This is a genomic window from Butyrivibrio sp. NATIVEDY162, from assembly GCF_045999815.1.
Lineage (GTDB): Bacteria > Bacillota > Clostridia > Lachnospirales > Lachnospiraceae > Butyrivibrio.
In genome coordinates this window covers 3,594,919-3,610,429 of record NZ_CP172573.1, presented here as the reverse complement: position 1 = coordinate 3,610,429, position 15,511 = coordinate 3,594,919, and the positions used below count along the sequence as shown (strand labels likewise).

The window sequence follows — 15,511 nt, the reverse complement described above, 5'->3', positions numbered from 1 at the left end:
TTTCGACTTCACGTTTCTCGTTACCTTTTGCTTAGGTATTATTGAGCGATGCGCTGACCCACAGCAAGCACTTCTTTGAGTTTCCTCTTTTCTTCTACACTCGAGCGGTTAGACGCCGTGTTTTCAAATTCGCATTTCTCTTTACCCTTCGCTTAGGTATTATTGAGCGATGCGCTGACCCACAGCAACACCTTTTTGTTTACCCCCTTTTAGCATTTATAGATGCTGTATTTTTATTGGTCGATACAGACTTCTCCGTGTACCATCCCACACCTGCTTCGCATCCCTAGCCCCCTCCTTCAGGGAACACGCTACTCGTGAAAGGACTTATTAAAATCTCCCATCTCCAACGGTTCCCTCGAGGGAACCCCTCTTTTTTCGGCTATCTTTTCTGCTGTTTTTCACCTTTCTAATATGTGCTTTAGTTCTTCAACCATTGGTTTGCTAAGAAGCACCATAACCGTCTCCTTTCTCCATGCAAGGCACATTCCCAATTCTCCTTCGCAATGCTCAGTCCGATTACCATTTTCCACCTTGCATAAATTCATCCCGACTGTTCCTGAAGGTGCTACGCAAACCCGAAAATGGCGAAGAACTCAAAAGCACATGAAAATCAAAAGGAGAAAACCAGATGAAAAGATTTAGCCTCAAAAAGGCACGCACCCCTCCAATAGCTTCAAAATCTAAAAGCACATTTTATTTTTTATGAAAGGATTTCATTATGATTACAAAGAATATGATTTTTGCTGAACTCACAAACAGAGGTTTCAACGTTGATGTAAGAGAGGTTACAAAGAACGGCGTAAAGAAAGAAGCCTTTTGCATAGTTGATGATAACGAGAAGCACAACGCTATACCTACTTTCTATGTTGATAAGGTAATACAGAAAGCCCAGGAGATGAATTTCTCTTTGAATGATATAGTTGATGACATTTTGGAGATGCATGAGAAAAGCCTTGCAAATTTCAATATTGATTGCATGAAAGACAAGGAGTTTATTCTTTCACACTTATCAATTGGCTTACAGAAAGAAAGTTCCGAGGAACTCATTAAGAGAAAATGTGAATTTGAAGGACTTGAAGCGTATCTTTTTATGAAAGTTACTTTTAACGGTATAGATGGAACTATAAAGCTTAATGGTGCAATGCTTGATATTGCGAATATTAAAGATGATGAAGCTTGGAAAAGAGCTGAAAAGAACCTTCATGAGGATACAGTAATTGAGCCATTGACCAATTATTTCAAGAACATCATTGGAGCTGATGATTTTTCAGAGCTTGAAAACTATATGTTTATTTTGACAAATAAGTCGAAGGTCAAAGGCGCAAGTTCCGTTCTGGACAGAAAGGCTATAAAGAAATTAGGTGAAAGTAGGAACATAAGACGCTTTGTGTATCTTCCCAGTTCAATACATGAATCAATCTTGATCCCTGCGGATGGAAGTGTTGACCTTGAAGAATTTAAAAGCATGGTCAGAGAGGTTAACCGTTCTGTTTTAAATGAAGAGGATAAGCTTATTGATAACGCATATTTTTTGAATGTTTGATAAAAACTAATAACCAAATTATAAGGAGAATAAAACTAATGACAAACGAACAGATTATTTTAAATAAGAGATTTGAACTGATGAAATCAGGCAAGATTGGAACTACAGGAAAATTCATTTTCATTGAAGATGAAGATGGTAATAAAAAGAAAGTAAAAGAGCCGGCACAGCTTCACACATTCTTTGCATGGAAAAAGAAAGGCTATAAGGTAAAGCATGGAGAGCACGCTATCACAAAGCTTGATATCTGGAAGCGCACAAATACCAATTCAGATAATAAGGAGGAATCCGATAAAAAGCCTACCTTTATGAAAATGACAATGTTCTTCTTTGCAGATTCACAAGTTGAACCATTGCAGAAAGCTGAATAAATCTTAATAGGCGCAATACTAATATGTAAGCCAGGCACCGGAGGGGGAGCCTGGCTGCGCCAGCAAGGGAACCCCCGAATGCGCCCCGGCCGTTCTGCCGCGCCCGTTCCCTTGACCCTCCCAAGTAATTGAAGCTAACGCTTCGTAAATTTATTTCAAAGATCATTCGCTTGTACGAAAAAGAAATTCAATATTATCAAAAAAACATTATTTTTATATTGAAATAAATTCTTATAAAGTGCTACCATTTCGATGCTTATATTTATATGCATATTTTCTTATTAAGATATAAATTACAACCACAGGAAAGAATGGCAGGTGGGAGGGGATCTTCCACACATGGGTAATAGAAATAACAGAACCAATAAATAAGATTAAGTAATTTAGAAAAGAGGAAATTATGAAGAAAAGAATGATCACAGGACTACTTGCGGCGGTAATGGCGATTACACTGGCAGTACCGGCAGGGGGAATAAAGGCTGAGGCAAAGACACCTGCAGAACTGACTGGCTTTTATTGTTTTAAAGAACACGAAGAAGAATTATACAGCATAGCAACACAGATTGTAACAGGAGCACCGGCAACACCACATGAGAAGGTTAAATATTTTCATGATGAAATCTGCAAAAAGACAAAATATTCTCTAAACATAACAGCTGAAGAATCATTAGCATACGGCTCCCTAGTAAAAGGAAAAACAAAATGCACAGGATACTCAAATGCACTTTCCCTACTATGTGAACTGGCAGATATCCCCTGCAAAGAAGTAATTGGATACTGCGGAGATGTTCCACATATGTGGAACATCGTTCAGCTAGAGGACGGTGAATGGTATGAAGTAGATGTCACTGCTGATGATGAGTATAAAACAAACAATTATCTTTTGGTAACAACAGAAGAAATGAATAAAGACCATAAGCGCAATAATCCTACTTCAGATAATGAGGGAGTACCCATTGCAAAGGGCACACTCTATGCCTACAACAAGAAGGCCATAAAGGTAGGCGATGCTAAATATAAAGTAACCGATGCCGGAAAGGTTGAATACACAGAAGCAATCAAATCCGCAAAAGGGAATATCACTATTCCTGAAACAGTCACAATCGGCAACACTACTTACGAAGTTACATCTATTGCCAAGAATGCTTTTAAGGGAAACAAGAAGATCAAGAAAGTAACTATTGGAAAGAATATCGAAACTATAGGTAGTGGTGCATTTTCAAACTGCCCTAATTTAAAGAGCGTTGATATGTCAAAATGCAGGGTAAACACCCTTTCAAAGAATCTGTTTAAGGGTTCAAAGAAGCTCTCTAAGCTTTCAATAAACGGAGAAAATGTTACATCTGTTGGAAAGAACGCTGTTAAGAATATCGCCACAAAATGTAAGATCACTATTACGGGAACAAATAAGAACAGCGGCCTTGTTAGGAGTCTAAAAAAGCAGGGCGCTAAGAAAGCCAAGTTTATATTTAAATAAGCAAAAAGGGATGCATGGCATCCCTTTTTAAAATATAACATATTTAGCCTACCTTCTTTATAGAGCACAGTCCTGAACCGTCATAGCAATACACTCTGTAAGTAACTTTTGTTGCTTTGGTTAGTTTAAATTCATATACCCCAGCGCCGCCAGAATTACCAGCCCCTTGAAAGCTCTTCCAGTTGTTATTAGGCTTAGTAGAGTTATTACCCCTAAGTTCAGCTGCCTTTAAGTCGACCTTAACACTATCGCCAACTTTTAAATAAACAGATGTAGAAGCTTCGGTATTTGTCGTGCAATACTGGAAGTAATATGTTCCGGGCTGAAGCGTTGATGAAGCCGCATCGTTCCAGTTTGAGTTATTACCTTGCCCTGTATAAGTACCATTTGAATACTTATCCAGATATACATGACCATTTACCATACCGCCCTGAGCAAGACCTTCATTATAACCATAAACGTGACCATCATCCCAGCCCCATTGATAAATATCAGAGGCATCAACCCATCTATACTTATGTACTTCCTGCATATCTTGCACCTTGCCACCAGACCTATTCATAATGAATTTCTCTGTATGCTTCATAGCCTCGGCAATCTGAGCATTTATTGTAGCAGTATCAATAGCACCGCCCTTGTAGTAGCCCCACGCAGGGTTAGGGTAGCTTACGTTAACTGCGCCATTAGCAAATGAGAGCCCGATCTCATTAAAAGTATGAACAGGCATAGAGTCGATAGCGCCCTTTATGGAAGCAGTACCGGAGCCTGTAACATATGTACCATTAGCGCCAATCTGCTGATTAGGAGCAAACCTAGCATTCCATGATGCGATGATATCCTTTCTGTTCTGCTCAGCAAGGTTGTAGAGACGGGTGTACTCAGTATCAAGAGCTGTCTCATTCTGGTCGATAGTCTGAAGAGACTTTTCAAGCTTTCTGTAATCCTGGAAGTCGTAGAAAACCTCCTTCGAACGAAAAAAAACAGTGCCATAAAGCACTGTCTCTACAAAGATAATATTTTTGTTGAAAAAAGCTTGTATAAGCGTTAAAATCAAAACATCTAAGAGGTGGTGCGAACCCCTCGCTAATATAGCAAACTAAAATAGCTGCCAATCTTTGCACGAGGGGCAGCTATTTTACTCACTTCATCTTAGATATTTTGTAAGTGAGTCCTATGATTGCTACGATCAGCAATCCAAGCTGGATTAAATCTGACCATGATACCATAGGCAACTCCTTTCGATTCTCAAAAAGTCGAAGGGCTGCACCACCAAAGATTATTATACAGATAGCTGGCTGAATTACAACGATAATTGTATGTCGGAATATTGTATATTGCTCTTTTCATTAGTCGGTTTATTGGACGCTCTTCATTTTTTTATTTTTGTTTAACAGTTAAACCAAATTAAACTGTTAAAAAATGCTTCTAAACCGCTTGGTTAAGCCATTTCTTATGATTATCCATTACGTTCGATTCCGCTACGAGCTACTGACTGTGTAAACAGCCCAACCCTATAACTCCAGACGCTAAGAGCGTTTCGGAGTTTTTTATTTTCTCTGAAAATCTTCAAATTTTCCCGGTTAAACCGGAGTTAAACTTAAAGCCTTGCATGAAGCTCTCTTATCTTCTCTCCCCTGATGAATATTTACAATTTAGAAAGAATTATCAAATATCACACATCCCAGTAATTAAATGGTAAAATAGAAATGAGGCACAAAATATTTACGGTTTAAATAATAAGGAGAGCATAAGGCATTATGAAGAAAAACAAAGCCCCTATAATATTCCTTATTTCAATAATATGCATTTTTGTTATTTATGCCATCAGTGTTTTGAGAGTTTTCAATTACAACAATACCATTCACAAGGACACTTTTACCGGACAGAGGCTTTTTTCGGAAGAATCGGCCAAAGCAAAAGGTTGTACCATCACTGCTATTCCCAGGGGAAGTACATGGACCAAAGTATTCGATTTTAATAATGAAGGCCTTACAGAACACAATTATCAGGCATACACCTATGATTTTCCTGTAAGAAATAACACAGATGACGAGATTTCAGATTTTTCATTCAAGCTGACCTTTGATAAGGAATTATTCATAACCCAAGGCTGGAACGGAAAAGTCGAATTTCACCAGAATGTCAACAAAGACGAATATGTTGCTGTGGTGCCTGACCTACGTGATTTTAATGAAAATGACTATTCTTTTGATACAGTCACCTTTGATGGGGAAACTTTAATCCGCATGAATCCAGGTGATTATCTTATATATATTCCAAGCTCCGATGAAAATGCCATGGAGGTTCCTATTGAACCCTATGAGGGGACAGTTCCCGGCATGATACTATATGTACCTATAGGCGAAGAGATAAACGGGTGGACTTTAGAGCTTACTTATCAGTATCATAGATTGATAAGAAGCGATATCTTTTTTTTGGATAGCTACTGTCGGAATGCTCTTCTGGCTGGTATCGCTTGCCAGTTACATGATAACCGCTTCCCAGATTAAAAAGTATAATCTCCGACATCAGAGAGACAATGAGATTATTCAACAATCAATAGAGACATTTACAGGTTTTATTGACGCAAAGGACCCATATACTAACGGTCATTCCGCAAGAGTTGCCGAATATACCAGGGCCATCGCCAAAGAGATGGGATTTTCCGGCGAAGAGCTTGACCGAATATATCATATCGCTCAACTTCATGACTGTGGAAAAATAGGTGTGCCTGATAATATTCTTAAAAAGCCTGACAAATTAACCGATGAAGAATTTGAGATTATAAAGTCACATACTATTCGTGGTGGCGAGATTCTCAGTAATTTTAAGAGCCTCGAAAACGTTGGTGAGGGTGCTCTGTATCACCACGAGCGTTATGACGGACGCGGATATCCCGAAGGAAGATCAGGTGAAGATATTCCTCTCATAGCAAGAATGATATGCGTCGCCGATTCATTTGACGCTATGAATTCCAACCGAGTATACCGAAAGAAGTTGTCTCCCGAAAAGATCAGGGAAGAAATCGAAAAAAATAAAGGTAAACAGTTTGACCCAAAGATTGCAGATATTTTCTTAAGACTTTTGGAAGAAGGGAAAATAAAGTAAAATCATAGTAAAGCAATAATATTAAAATAATAGCTGCCAATCCTTCATGGAAAGGCAGCTGTTTTTTAGTCAAGATTAAGTTTATTATTGGTTATATAAATGTTTGCTATAAACATTAGTATTACAGCAACAATGCTTATTACAAGCGCTGTATTTGAAGCTCTCAGGAAATAGTTACCTGGATCTATGCCAAATGAAAACAGCATGGAAAATGTTCCTGTCATAATATTGATACCAAAGGATATAAACCCATATATTATTCGAATGCAGAAATATGCAGCAACAGCGCCAGCCACTTTATGCTTTGCAGAAAGTTGCCCTATAGAGATGGCAAAGAAGAAAAGCATCAATGACAAAATTATCTGCATTACACCTTTTATCAGATAGAGAAGTAAAACAAAGAAATTAGCACCTCCAAAAGCAGCGGAAAAATTCTCAGAAAAGCTTTGCAGTATCAGGGACATATCTCTCCCCTCATTCACAGCACTCCAAAACAAAAGATTCCATACTAACAAAGTAACGCTAAATGCTATGCATATTGTTGTAAGAATCTGCCATATAACCGCCACCAGCACTTTGGATGTAAGGATCTGAGTTGTGGTAGCAGGAAGTGTAAATGTCAGGTATCCTTCTGCCGTATACAGGCTGCGGTAATATCTAACCACATTGCACACCATTGTCAGAAGATAAGCGGAAAGCATAAGAAAAGCAAACCCAAGTGCCCCAAAAAACAGAAACATTTGCAGCACAACAGGCAGGTCATCAATATTACCAACAATTGCAAATCCTACCAAAGAAGCAAGTATCCCTACAATAACAGTAATCAAATCTATCAGTAAAATATTTTTCCAAGTAGCAATAAATTCATGCTTAATAAGTTTTCCTAGCATCTGTATACCTCCCTAAACAAAGCATCCACCGATTTTCCTTCATGACTCCTGATATCCTCCACTGTTTCATGCAGCGCAATCTGGCCATTCTGAAGAAAAATAACATCATTAAGAACCTGTTCAACATCAGAAATCAGATGAGTTGAAATCAGAATCGATGCTCCGGGATCATAATTTGACAGAATAGTATTAAGAATAAAGTCTCTTGCCGCAGGATCAACACCGGCGATGGGTTCATCCAGAATATATAACTTCGCTCTTCTGCTCATTACAAGAATAAGCTGCACTTTCTCCTTATTACCTTTTGACAAAGTTTTTAAGCGAACATTGGGATTAAGACGCAATATGTTTAGCATATAATATGCTCTGTTCATATCAAAATCCCTGTAGAAATCTGAAAACAGACCGAATATCTCACGGATTGTCATATTGCCGTTAAGATAGGTCTGATCAGGAAGATATGAGATAATGCTTTTGGTTTCCACACCAACCGAATGCCCATCTATGAAAACCATGCCGGCAGTAGGCTGAAGAAGACCGCATAAAATCTTGATCAGTGTTGTTTTTCCGCTCCCGTTTGGTCCCAGAAGTCCAATAATACGACCGCTCTCAAGTTCGAGATTCACATTGAATAAAGCAGTCAGCCCCGAATAATTCTTTGTTAGCCCCTTGATGTCAATTAGTTTATTCATACTTTTTCCCTCCATACCTCATCAATCATGCCAATATTGTGCACTTATTGTCAAGGAAAAAACGGATAATCACTTCTTTTTTCACACCTTTTTCACAAATAATGAGCTTTAGGCTAGCGAAATACAGCTAAAAATTTTTGTAAATATTTTATCAGTTGGACATTTGTTGGACACATATTGCTAATATAATCTTGAAAAAAGAAATGAGACATGAATTACTTCACAGGATATAAAAGAACTGTTTGATGAAGCATAAAGCTTCAGAAAGGAGCGTCTTATGAGTGATAAGGAATTAAAGAATCAGCTCTCGGAAGAAGAGTTGGATGAAGTAAATGGTGGTGTCCATTTATCAAATGCAAATCCAGCTTCATTCGTAAATGCCATTTTTACAAACCAGACTGACACTCAAACAACAAATCTTCTTCAGAAAGGTGGGCAAAAGCCGACTGCAAGTAAACTTGGGGCAGCCAAAAAAGTAAACGGGATACACATTGCCACTCCATATGAAGCCCCGGCCGAAGGAAAGTGGACATAAAAATATAATAATTCACTATATAAAAATCCCCTGCAATTAGCCAAAATGCTAATAGCAGGGAATTTTTCTTGCTTAAATATTTAGGCAAAATGTTTTAATGACTTTTATTTCATAAAATCAAATATACTTATCTGATTAGATTCAGGAATATCTCCAAGAAGTCCCATTTCTGCCATTCTGTCCACAACAGCCTGCGGGCATTTTGTTCTCTGCTTAAAGTCATCCTTTGAAATAAAAGGACCATCCTTTGCTGCTTCGACTATCTGGTCAGCAGCTTTTTCACCAAGACCGTCTATACTCAAAAGGCTGGGCATTATCTTATCTCCAAATACCTGGAAGGAACGGGATGCTGCCTTAAATATATCAATAGGCATTACCTCTATTCCACGCTCATACATTTCCTCAGCAAGTCTCATGGCTGCAAGCTCATTCTGCTCTGCGTTGGTCATCTCATCTCCCTTGGCCCTATAGGTATTCATCCACATATGAAGAGTACCTTCGCCCTGGAACATGTGCTCATAGTTAAGAGCCTTGGCTCTTATTGAAAACCATGCAGCATAAAATGCCTGCGGCACATAAACCTTAAAATATGCGATTCGCCATGCCATCATAACGTATGCGGCAGCGTGTGCCTTCGGGAACATATACTTTATCTTCTTGCAGGACCAGATATACCAGTCAGGAACTCCTGCTGCTATCATAGCCTCTTCCATCTCAGGCTTTAATCCCTTACCTTTACGAACAGATTCCATGGTCTTGAAGGACAAAGATTTATCCATGCCCTTCTGAATAAGGTAAATCATGATATCGTCTCGGCAGCATATACAGGTATCAATGGTGGCTTTTCCCTCCTGGATCAGCGTCTGAGCATTCCCCAACCATACGTCGGTTCCATGTGACAGACCAGAAATTCTGATAAGATGCGAAAGCGAGGTAGGCTGCGCATCGATAACCATCTGCATAGCGAAGTCAGTACCAAATTCAGGAAGTCCAAGACATCCGAGCTTGGTTCCGCCAATCTGATCAGGAGCTATGTTAAGTGATTTTGTACTCATGAAAAGCTCCATAACATTATGGTCATCCAAAGGTACCGTCTTAGGGTCTAGTCCTGTACAATCCTGAAGGAATCTTATCATGGTCGGATCATCATGCCCCAGAATATCAAGTTTTAGAAGGTTATGATCGATGGAGTGATAATCATAATGGGTAGTGATGGTTGCTGTTGTCATATCGTTAGCAGGATGCTGGACAGGTGTAAATGAGTTGATATCCTCACCCACAGGCAAAACTATGATACCTCCGGGGTGCTGACCTGTACCTCGTCTGATTCCGATGCACCCTTGCGTTATCCTGTCTATCTCACATCTTCTTTTCCCAACACCTAGTCCGTCATAGTATTTCTTAACAAAACCGTAAGCCGTCTTATCAGCAAGACCGGCTATAGTTCCCGCACGGAAGGTCTGGCCATATCCGAAAATAACCTCTGTGTACTTGTGCGCCTTGGACTGATATTCACCTGAGAAGTTAAGGTCGATATCAGGCTCCTTGTCTCCCTTAAATCCCAGGAAGGTCTCAAAAGGAATGTCAAATCCATCCTTGTTCATCATATGTCCGCACTTAGGACAACGCTTATCGGGCATATCACAGCCGGAATTACCTCCGTAAGCAAGAACTTCCTCGGAATCAAAATCGCTGTATTTACACTTAGGACACACATAATGTGGCGAAAGGGAATTAACCTCAGTAATACCTGACGCAAAGGCCACGAAGGATGATCCTACAGATCCACGGGATCCAACCAGATACCCGTCTTCAACAGACTTCCAAACCAGTTTCTGTGCGATGATATACATAACGGCGAAACCATTTTTAATAATAGAATTAAGCTCTCTCTCAAGTCGCTCCTCTACTATCTCAGGCAGCTTTTCACCATATATTTCGTGAGCCTTGTCATAACAGATTCTTGTGAGGATTCCGTCACTATCCTCGATGACAGGAGGGCATTTATCAGGTCTGACAGGTGATATGCTGTCACATCTTTTTAAGATGTCCCTGGTATTATCTATTACAACTTCCCTGGCCTTCGCAGCTCCAAGGTAGTCGAACTCAGCCATCATCTCAGCAGTTGTACGCACAAAAAGCGGTGCCGGTTCTTCATCGTTCATACCTTTTCCGGCCATAATAACGGTTCTGTATATCTCATCCTCAGGATTTAAGAAGTGAGCATCACAGGTGGCAACAACCGGCTTTCCATATTGTTCGCCAAGCTTAACTATTTTCTTGTTTATCTCCCTGATGTCGTCATCGGAATTGATATCCTCATAGCGCTCCGAATCCACCATGAAGTGGTTGTTGGCAACTGGCTGAATCTCCAGATAGTCATAGAAATTCACTATCTTGGCGATCTCGTCCTCTGCCCTGCCCTCTACCACGGCACCGTAAAGCTCACCCGCACAACAGGCAGATCCTATAATAAGCCCCTCCCTGTACTTGATGAGTTCACTCTTGGGAATTCTGGGGAATCTGCTAAAGTAATCAATATGTGACTTGCTAATCAGCGTATACAGATTAACTCTTCCCACCGTATTCTTTGCAAGAAGAATAATATGATGCGTTCTGAGGTGCTTTACAATCTCAGGATTTGAGGCACCAAGCGCATTAACTTTATTTAAATCGTCCGCGCCCTCTGCTTCCATCATTGGTATAAATTTCTGAAAAATCTTGGCAGTACATTCGGCATCATCAACTGCACGGTGATGATGTTCATTTACAACTCCGAGTGTCTTACATAGCGCATCCAGATTGTGTTTAGCCTGTCTCGGGAAAAAAGCACGAGAAAGTCCCATGGTATCTACCGTAGTGTAATCCACATCTATACCGAGTTGTTTGCAGTTTTCATTGATGAAGCTAATATCAAAACCAACATTGTGGCCCACCAGAATTGCATCTTCACAGAACTCGACAAATCTGGGAATTATCTCATCTCTGGTAGGGCACCCTATAACCATGTCATCTGTAATACTTGTAAGTCTTGTTATTCTGAACGGGATTGGCTCCTTGGGATCAATAAACTCTGAAAAACGATCGGTGATTACGCCATCTTTCATTTTGACAGCACCAATCTCTATGATCTTATTATTTATTGGTGAAAATCCCGTAGTCTCTATATCGAATACGACAAAAGTAGTTCCCGCTACCTTTTGCCCCTTATTGTTTATTACGATTTCTTTTAGATCATCTACAAGATATCCCTCTACTCCCTGTATGACCTTGAAGAAATCCTGTCTGTCGGGATTCTTGTCACCGGCCTCTTTGCGCTTTGCCTTCTCTTGGCCCCACAAATCCTCCCAGGCGTGGTTTGCATCCGTAAGAGCCTGAACAACACCATGATCTGTTATTGCAATTCCCGGCATTCCCCACTTATACGCCTGCTTTACAATATCCTTAACCTCAGACACTCCATCCATATCTGACATTTTGGTATGGCAGTGAAGCTCAACTCGCTTTACTTCAGCCTCATCCACACGTTTGGTTGTAAAGTCCGGTATCTTGCGGATTCCGGCAACACTCTGAATTGTAACCTCATGGTCGAATTTATCTACCATGGCAATTCCGCGAACCTTAAGAAATGCTCCCTTTTTGATGTCTTGTTCCAGCTCGGGAACATTCTCCTGTTTTGCAAAAACTTTCACAGTTATGGTGTCAGTAAAATCGGTCATTGAGAATATTAAAATAGCCTTCTCATTTCTGATATCTCTTCGCTCATAACTGATGATCTGGCCTCTGACAGTAACTTCTCCCATCTCACCAACAATCTCTTCCATGTTGATGGTCTCATCATCGAAATCTCTTCCGTAAATAATATTGGGATCATCAGAACGTTTAAATCCGCCGCCGGCGCCCTTCTTAAAGAATTTGCTTCCGCCCTGTCCAAATTTACTACCACCGCCGAATTTGCTCTCGCCTTTGCCGCCGGCCGCTTTTGCAGGTGCCTTCTGAGCTGAACTGCCTTCTGAATTTCCTGCATTTGCTCCCCCGGAATTCTTTGATGCATTTGCAGCTTCTTTTTCCTTGTGCTTTTGCTCAGATTTCTCCTCGGCAGCCTCAAGTTTCATGGCAAGTTTGCTTGTTTCCTTAGAGTAGTCGACCTCTTTTTTCTTAGTTTCCGGCTTCTTATAAGAGATGTCCATCTTTACAGCAAAACCGCAACGGTCATTTAAAATTTTCTCCAGAATACGTTGTATGTCACTGCTTTTTTTCTCAGCAATAACAGACTCCTCAAGAACCAGCTCTACTTTGTCTGATTCAGGAAATGAGAAGTCTGCGGATTTTAAAATCGTATATTCAATTGGATCGTAGTTTTTGAATTCCAGCAGGATACTGTCCTTGTACATCTCAAGCAGATTTTGCGGAGTGTACTGAGCTGAGAGGAAAAAGCGCTCATATATTTTCACCGTGAGATTGGTTTCCTTAAAGAGCTGGTTTTTTATTTCCTTCTCAGCCTTAACCACATCAGCCTTATCGATAAGGCGGTTGCTGGATAGATAAATTCGTACGAGATCCTTTTTCTGGGTTGTTGAAATTTTCTCAACCTGCACGTCCTGTAATTCATCCTTGGTGTGCTGGTCCAATTTTAATGTTTGAAATACCTCAAGAAATGGTTTTCTCATACTGTTCTGATCTCTTTCTGTTAGTCATTCCAGTGGATGAGCTCTTCACGCAGAGCGCTGATAAGCTCAGCCTCAGGAACCTTCTTTACTACTTCGCCGCGCTTGATAAGGAGCCCCTCACCAATGCCACCGGCAACACCTATATCTGCCTCTCTTGCTTCACCGGGTCCGTTTACGGCACAGCCCATAACTGCCACCTTGATATCAAGAGGAAATTCCTGAACCATCTTCTCAACATCATTAGCAAGGCCTATAAGGTCAATCTTTGTTCTGCCACAGGTAGGACATGAAACAACCTCAATTCCCCCCTTGCGCAGTCCCAAAGTCTTTAAAATCATCTTAGCTGTTCTGATTTCTTCTGTCGGATCTCCTGAAAGAGATACTCTAATGGTATCTCCTATGCCTTCATTAAGGATTATTCCAAGCCCTATGGAGGATTTGATATTGCCGCCATAGAGAGTTCCTGCTTCTGTTATACCTACATGCAGAGGATAATTTGTCTTTTCCGCAAGCTTTTTATGTGCATCAACACATAACATTACATTTGATGACTTAATGCTTATAACAAGATTGTCATATCCGAATTCCTCGATGATATGAACTTTATCAAGAGCACTCTCTACAAGTCCGTCAGCTGTTACACCGCCGTACTTTTCAAGCAGATCCTTCTCAAGAGAGCCACTGTTAACGCCAACTCTGATAGGGATATTTCTCTCTTTCGCTGTCTTAACCACAGCCTCAATTCTATCCTTGGAGCCGATATTTCCGGGATTTATCCTTATCTTGTCAGCTCCATTTTCCATGGCAGCAATAGCCATCTTGTAATCAAAGTGTATATCAGCCACAAGCGGAATATGGATTCTGCTCTTAATACTTTTAATAGCTTCAGCAGCTTCAGCATTGGGAACAGTACATCTTACTATGTCACATCCGGCAGCCTCAAGAGCAAGTATCTGGGATACTGTCTTTTCAACGTCCTCTGTAGGTGTGTTTGTCATTGACTGGATCAAAATAGGATTCCCGCCACCGATAACCTTATTTCCTATATGAATAACCTTAGTATTGTCTCTGTATGCCATAGAATCCTCCTAATCTGCCCCGATAATATTTGTAAATTACCACAATACGTGATTTATCCCGGGCAGCTTTGAATACTTAATTAATAAACTTTCGAATATCACTTATAACCACAATAAGCATGAAGGCCATAAGCACTACCATTCCAACCAGGTGAACCATACCCTCTTTTTCTCTCGGAACGGGCTTACCTCTTAGAACCTCTATGAACTGGAACACAAGTCTTCCTCCGTCCAGTGCTGGGAAAGGAAGAAGATTCATAACTCCAAGGTTCACTGATAATAATGTCATGAGCTCCAGCATCGTGAGTATTACAGAAGAAATACCATAGGGGCTGACTGCCTCATAAGTATCGTCAACAATTTTCACCATTCCGACAGGTCCTGACACATCTCCAAGTGAAAGTCTTCCCTGGACAAGAAGCGCAAGGCTTCTGTATGTTGTCTTGAAATAGTATAAAACATCATAGAACGCATAAGGAATAACCTTAAGTCCTGTAACCTTATCATATTTACCAAGGTATATTCCCATGTAGTAGCGGCCCTCTTTCTCATCATAATGAGGAGTCAGATCGGTATGCATTACCTCGCCGTTTCTCTCGAAGTCTATATGCATCACACTGCCGCGGCTAAACTGTGAAATAATGGTAACCTCAGGAGCCTGATGGATTTTTTCACCATCAACAGAAATTATGAGATCGCCCTCCTGAAGTCCGGCCTCAGCAGCTGCGGATTTTTCATCAGTGATTCCGGAAACCACAGGAAAATTCCAGGGTGAATTGGCAACCACGATCACTGCAAGTATCATCGCAGTAATAAAGTTGAAAAAAGGTCCGGCAAATAAAACCGCTATTCTCGCCCAAACATTTGCATTAGGAAAGGATCTCTCATCATAATTGTGATCCTCACCGTCTATATCATCCTCGCCTTCAAACCGGCATGCTCCGCCGATAGGTAGAAGTCTGATACTATAGAGGGTTTCTCCCTTCTGTTTCTTGAAAAGGATGGGCCCCATTCCCACGAAAAACTCCAGAACTCTTATTCCATTAGCTTTTGCAATAAGAAAATGTCCAAGCTCATGGGTTGTGACAAGCACTCCAAAAATTATAAAAAACAATATTACACTTACTAACATTTACATTCCTC

Annotated in this window: 13 protein-coding genes; 6 read left to right on the top strand and 7 right to left on the bottom strand. The window is 40.4% G+C overall.

Annotated features, from left to right (window positions below; all coding sequences use genetic code 11):
• Positions 1–401 precede the first annotated feature (401 nt).
• Entirely contained in the window at positions 402–548 is a 147-nt protein-coding gene (locus tag ACHCNF_RS15685) for a hypothetical protein (protein WP_408070679.1), read from the bottom strand.
• A gap of 173 nt (positions 549–721) precedes the next feature.
• Between ACHCNF_RS15685 and ACHCNF_RS15680 the strand changes: the two genes are divergently transcribed.
• The 3 genes from ACHCNF_RS15680 to ACHCNF_RS15670 all read left to right on the top strand — a co-directional run bounded on the left by ACHCNF_RS15680 (position 722) and on the right by ACHCNF_RS15670 (position 3,394).
• Positions 722–1,546 carry a DUF5688 family protein gene (locus tag ACHCNF_RS15680; protein WP_408070678.1) on the top strand — a complete coding sequence of 275 codons (825 nt, stop codon included), beginning with the start codon at positions 722–724 and terminating at the stop codon, positions 1,544–1,546.
• A gap of 38 nt (positions 1,547–1,584) precedes the next feature.
• A complete protein-coding gene (locus tag ACHCNF_RS15675) occupies positions 1,585–1,917 on the top strand; it encodes a hypothetical protein (RefSeq protein ID WP_408070677.1) in 333 nt (110 codons plus the stop codon).
• A gap of 400 nt (positions 1,918–2,317) precedes the next feature.
• Entirely contained in the window at positions 2,318–3,394 is a 1,077-nt protein-coding gene (locus ACHCNF_RS15670; protein WP_408070676.1) for a leucine-rich repeat protein, read from the top strand.
• Between the two features lie 43 nt (positions 3,395–3,437).
• Here ACHCNF_RS15670 and ACHCNF_RS15665 read toward each other — a convergent pair whose 3' ends face one another.
• Complete coding sequence (locus tag ACHCNF_RS15665; RefSeq protein ID WP_408070675.1) at positions 3,438–4,391, bottom strand: hypothetical protein; 954 nt, start codon at positions 4,389–4,391, stop codon at positions 3,438–3,440.
• Between the two features lie 760 nt (positions 4,392–5,151).
• On the opposite strand from ACHCNF_RS15665, the gene ACHCNF_RS15660 reads away from it, so the two are divergent.
• Together ACHCNF_RS15660 and ACHCNF_RS15655 are read left to right on the top strand one after the other, a co-directional pair.
• Entirely contained in the window at positions 5,152–5,904 is a 753-nt protein-coding gene (locus tag ACHCNF_RS15660) for a hypothetical protein (RefSeq protein ID WP_408070674.1), read from the top strand.
• On the top strand, positions 5,882–6,502 hold the full coding sequence (locus tag ACHCNF_RS15655; protein WP_408070673.1) for an HD-GYP domain-containing protein: 621 nt from the start codon (positions 5,882–5,884) through the stop codon (positions 6,500–6,502). The genes ACHCNF_RS15660 and ACHCNF_RS15655 overlap by 23 nt, the downstream gene beginning before the upstream one ends.
• A gap of 65 nt (positions 6,503–6,567) precedes the next feature.
• On the opposite strand, the gene ACHCNF_RS15650 is transcribed toward ACHCNF_RS15655, so the two are convergent.
• Positions 6,568–7,392: a hypothetical protein gene (locus ACHCNF_RS15650; RefSeq protein ID WP_408070672.1), complete on the bottom strand. Its 825-nt coding sequence runs from the start codon at positions 7,390–7,392 to the stop codon at positions 6,568–6,570.
• Positions 7,386–8,084 carry an ABC transporter ATP-binding protein gene (locus tag ACHCNF_RS15645; RefSeq protein WP_408070671.1) on the bottom strand — a complete coding sequence of 233 codons (699 nt, stop codon included), beginning with the start codon at positions 8,082–8,084 and terminating at the stop codon, positions 7,386–7,388. Before ACHCNF_RS15645 ends, ACHCNF_RS15650 begins: the two co-directional genes overlap by 7 nt.
• A 277-nt stretch (positions 8,085–8,361) precedes the next feature.
• Between ACHCNF_RS15645 and ACHCNF_RS15640 the strand changes: the two genes are divergently transcribed.
• A complete protein-coding gene (locus ACHCNF_RS15640) occupies positions 8,362–8,619 on the top strand; it encodes a hypothetical protein (RefSeq protein ID WP_408070670.1) in 258 nt (85 codons plus the stop codon).
• Positions 8,620–8,723: 104 nt separating this feature from the next.
• On the opposite strand, the gene ACHCNF_RS15635 is transcribed toward ACHCNF_RS15640, so the two are convergent.
• From ACHCNF_RS15635 to rseP, 3 genes are all read right to left on the bottom strand, one after another.
• Complete coding sequence (locus ACHCNF_RS15635) at positions 8,724–13,289, bottom strand: PolC-type DNA polymerase III (RefSeq protein ID WP_408070669.1); 4,566 nt, start codon at positions 13,287–13,289, stop codon at positions 8,724–8,726.
• A gap of 20 nt (positions 13,290–13,309) precedes the next feature.
• On the bottom strand, positions 13,310–14,368 hold the full coding sequence (ispG, locus tag ACHCNF_RS15630) for a flavodoxin-dependent (E)-4-hydroxy-3-methylbut-2-enyl-diphosphate synthase (RefSeq protein ID WP_408070668.1): 1,059 nt from the start codon (positions 14,366–14,368) through the stop codon (positions 13,310–13,312).
• 76 nt (positions 14,369–14,444) lie between these two features.
• The gene (rseP, locus tag ACHCNF_RS15625; protein ID WP_408070667.1) at positions 14,445–15,500 is read right to left on the bottom strand and encodes an RIP metalloprotease RseP; all 1,056 of its coding nucleotides are present in this window, start codon (positions 15,498–15,500) and stop codon (positions 14,445–14,447) included.
• Between the last annotated feature and the right edge of the window lie 11 nt (positions 15,501–15,511).

Bases quoted from the DNA above. Each gene is read 5' to 3' on its own strand.
- ACHCNF_RS15670 (WP_408070676.1), top strand. From the start codon at position 2,318: ATGAAGAAAAGAATGATCACAGGACTACTTGCGGCGGTAATGGCGATT.
- ACHCNF_RS15680 (WP_408070678.1), top strand. From the start codon at position 722: ATGATTACAAAGAATATGATTTTTGCTGAACTCACAAACAGAGGTTTC.
- ACHCNF_RS15675 (WP_408070677.1), top strand. From the start codon at position 1,585: ATGACAAACGAACAGATTATTTTAAATAAGAGATTTGAACTGATGAAA.
- ACHCNF_RS15650 (WP_408070672.1), bottom strand. From the start codon at position 7,392: ATGCTAGGAAAACTTATTAAGCATGAATTTATTGCTACTTGGAAAAAT.
- ACHCNF_RS15655 (WP_408070673.1), top strand. From the start codon at position 5,882: ATGATAACCGCTTCCCAGATTAAAAAGTATAATCTCCGACATCAGAGA.
- ACHCNF_RS15685 (WP_408070679.1), bottom strand. From the start codon at position 548: ATGAATTTATGCAAGGTGGAAAATGGTAATCGGACTGAGCATTGCGAA.
- ACHCNF_RS15640 (WP_408070670.1), top strand. From the start codon at position 8,362: ATGAGTGATAAGGAATTAAAGAATCAGCTCTCGGAAGAAGAGTTGGAT.
- ACHCNF_RS15660 (WP_408070674.1), top strand. From the start codon at position 5,152: ATGAAGAAAAACAAAGCCCCTATAATATTCCTTATTTCAATAATATGC.
- ispG (WP_408070668.1), bottom strand. From the start codon at position 14,368: ATGGCATACAGAGACAATACTAAGGTTATTCATATAGGAAATAAGGTT.
- ACHCNF_RS15635 (WP_408070669.1), bottom strand. From the start codon at position 13,289: ATGAGAAAACCATTTCTTGAGGTATTTCAAACATTAAAATTGGACCAG.
- ACHCNF_RS15645 (WP_408070671.1), bottom strand. From the start codon at position 8,084: ATGAATAAACTAATTGACATCAAGGGGCTAACAAAGAATTATTCGGGG.
- rseP (WP_408070667.1), bottom strand. From the start codon at position 15,500: ATGTTAGTAAGTGTAATATTGTTTTTTATAATTTTTGGAGTGCTTGTC.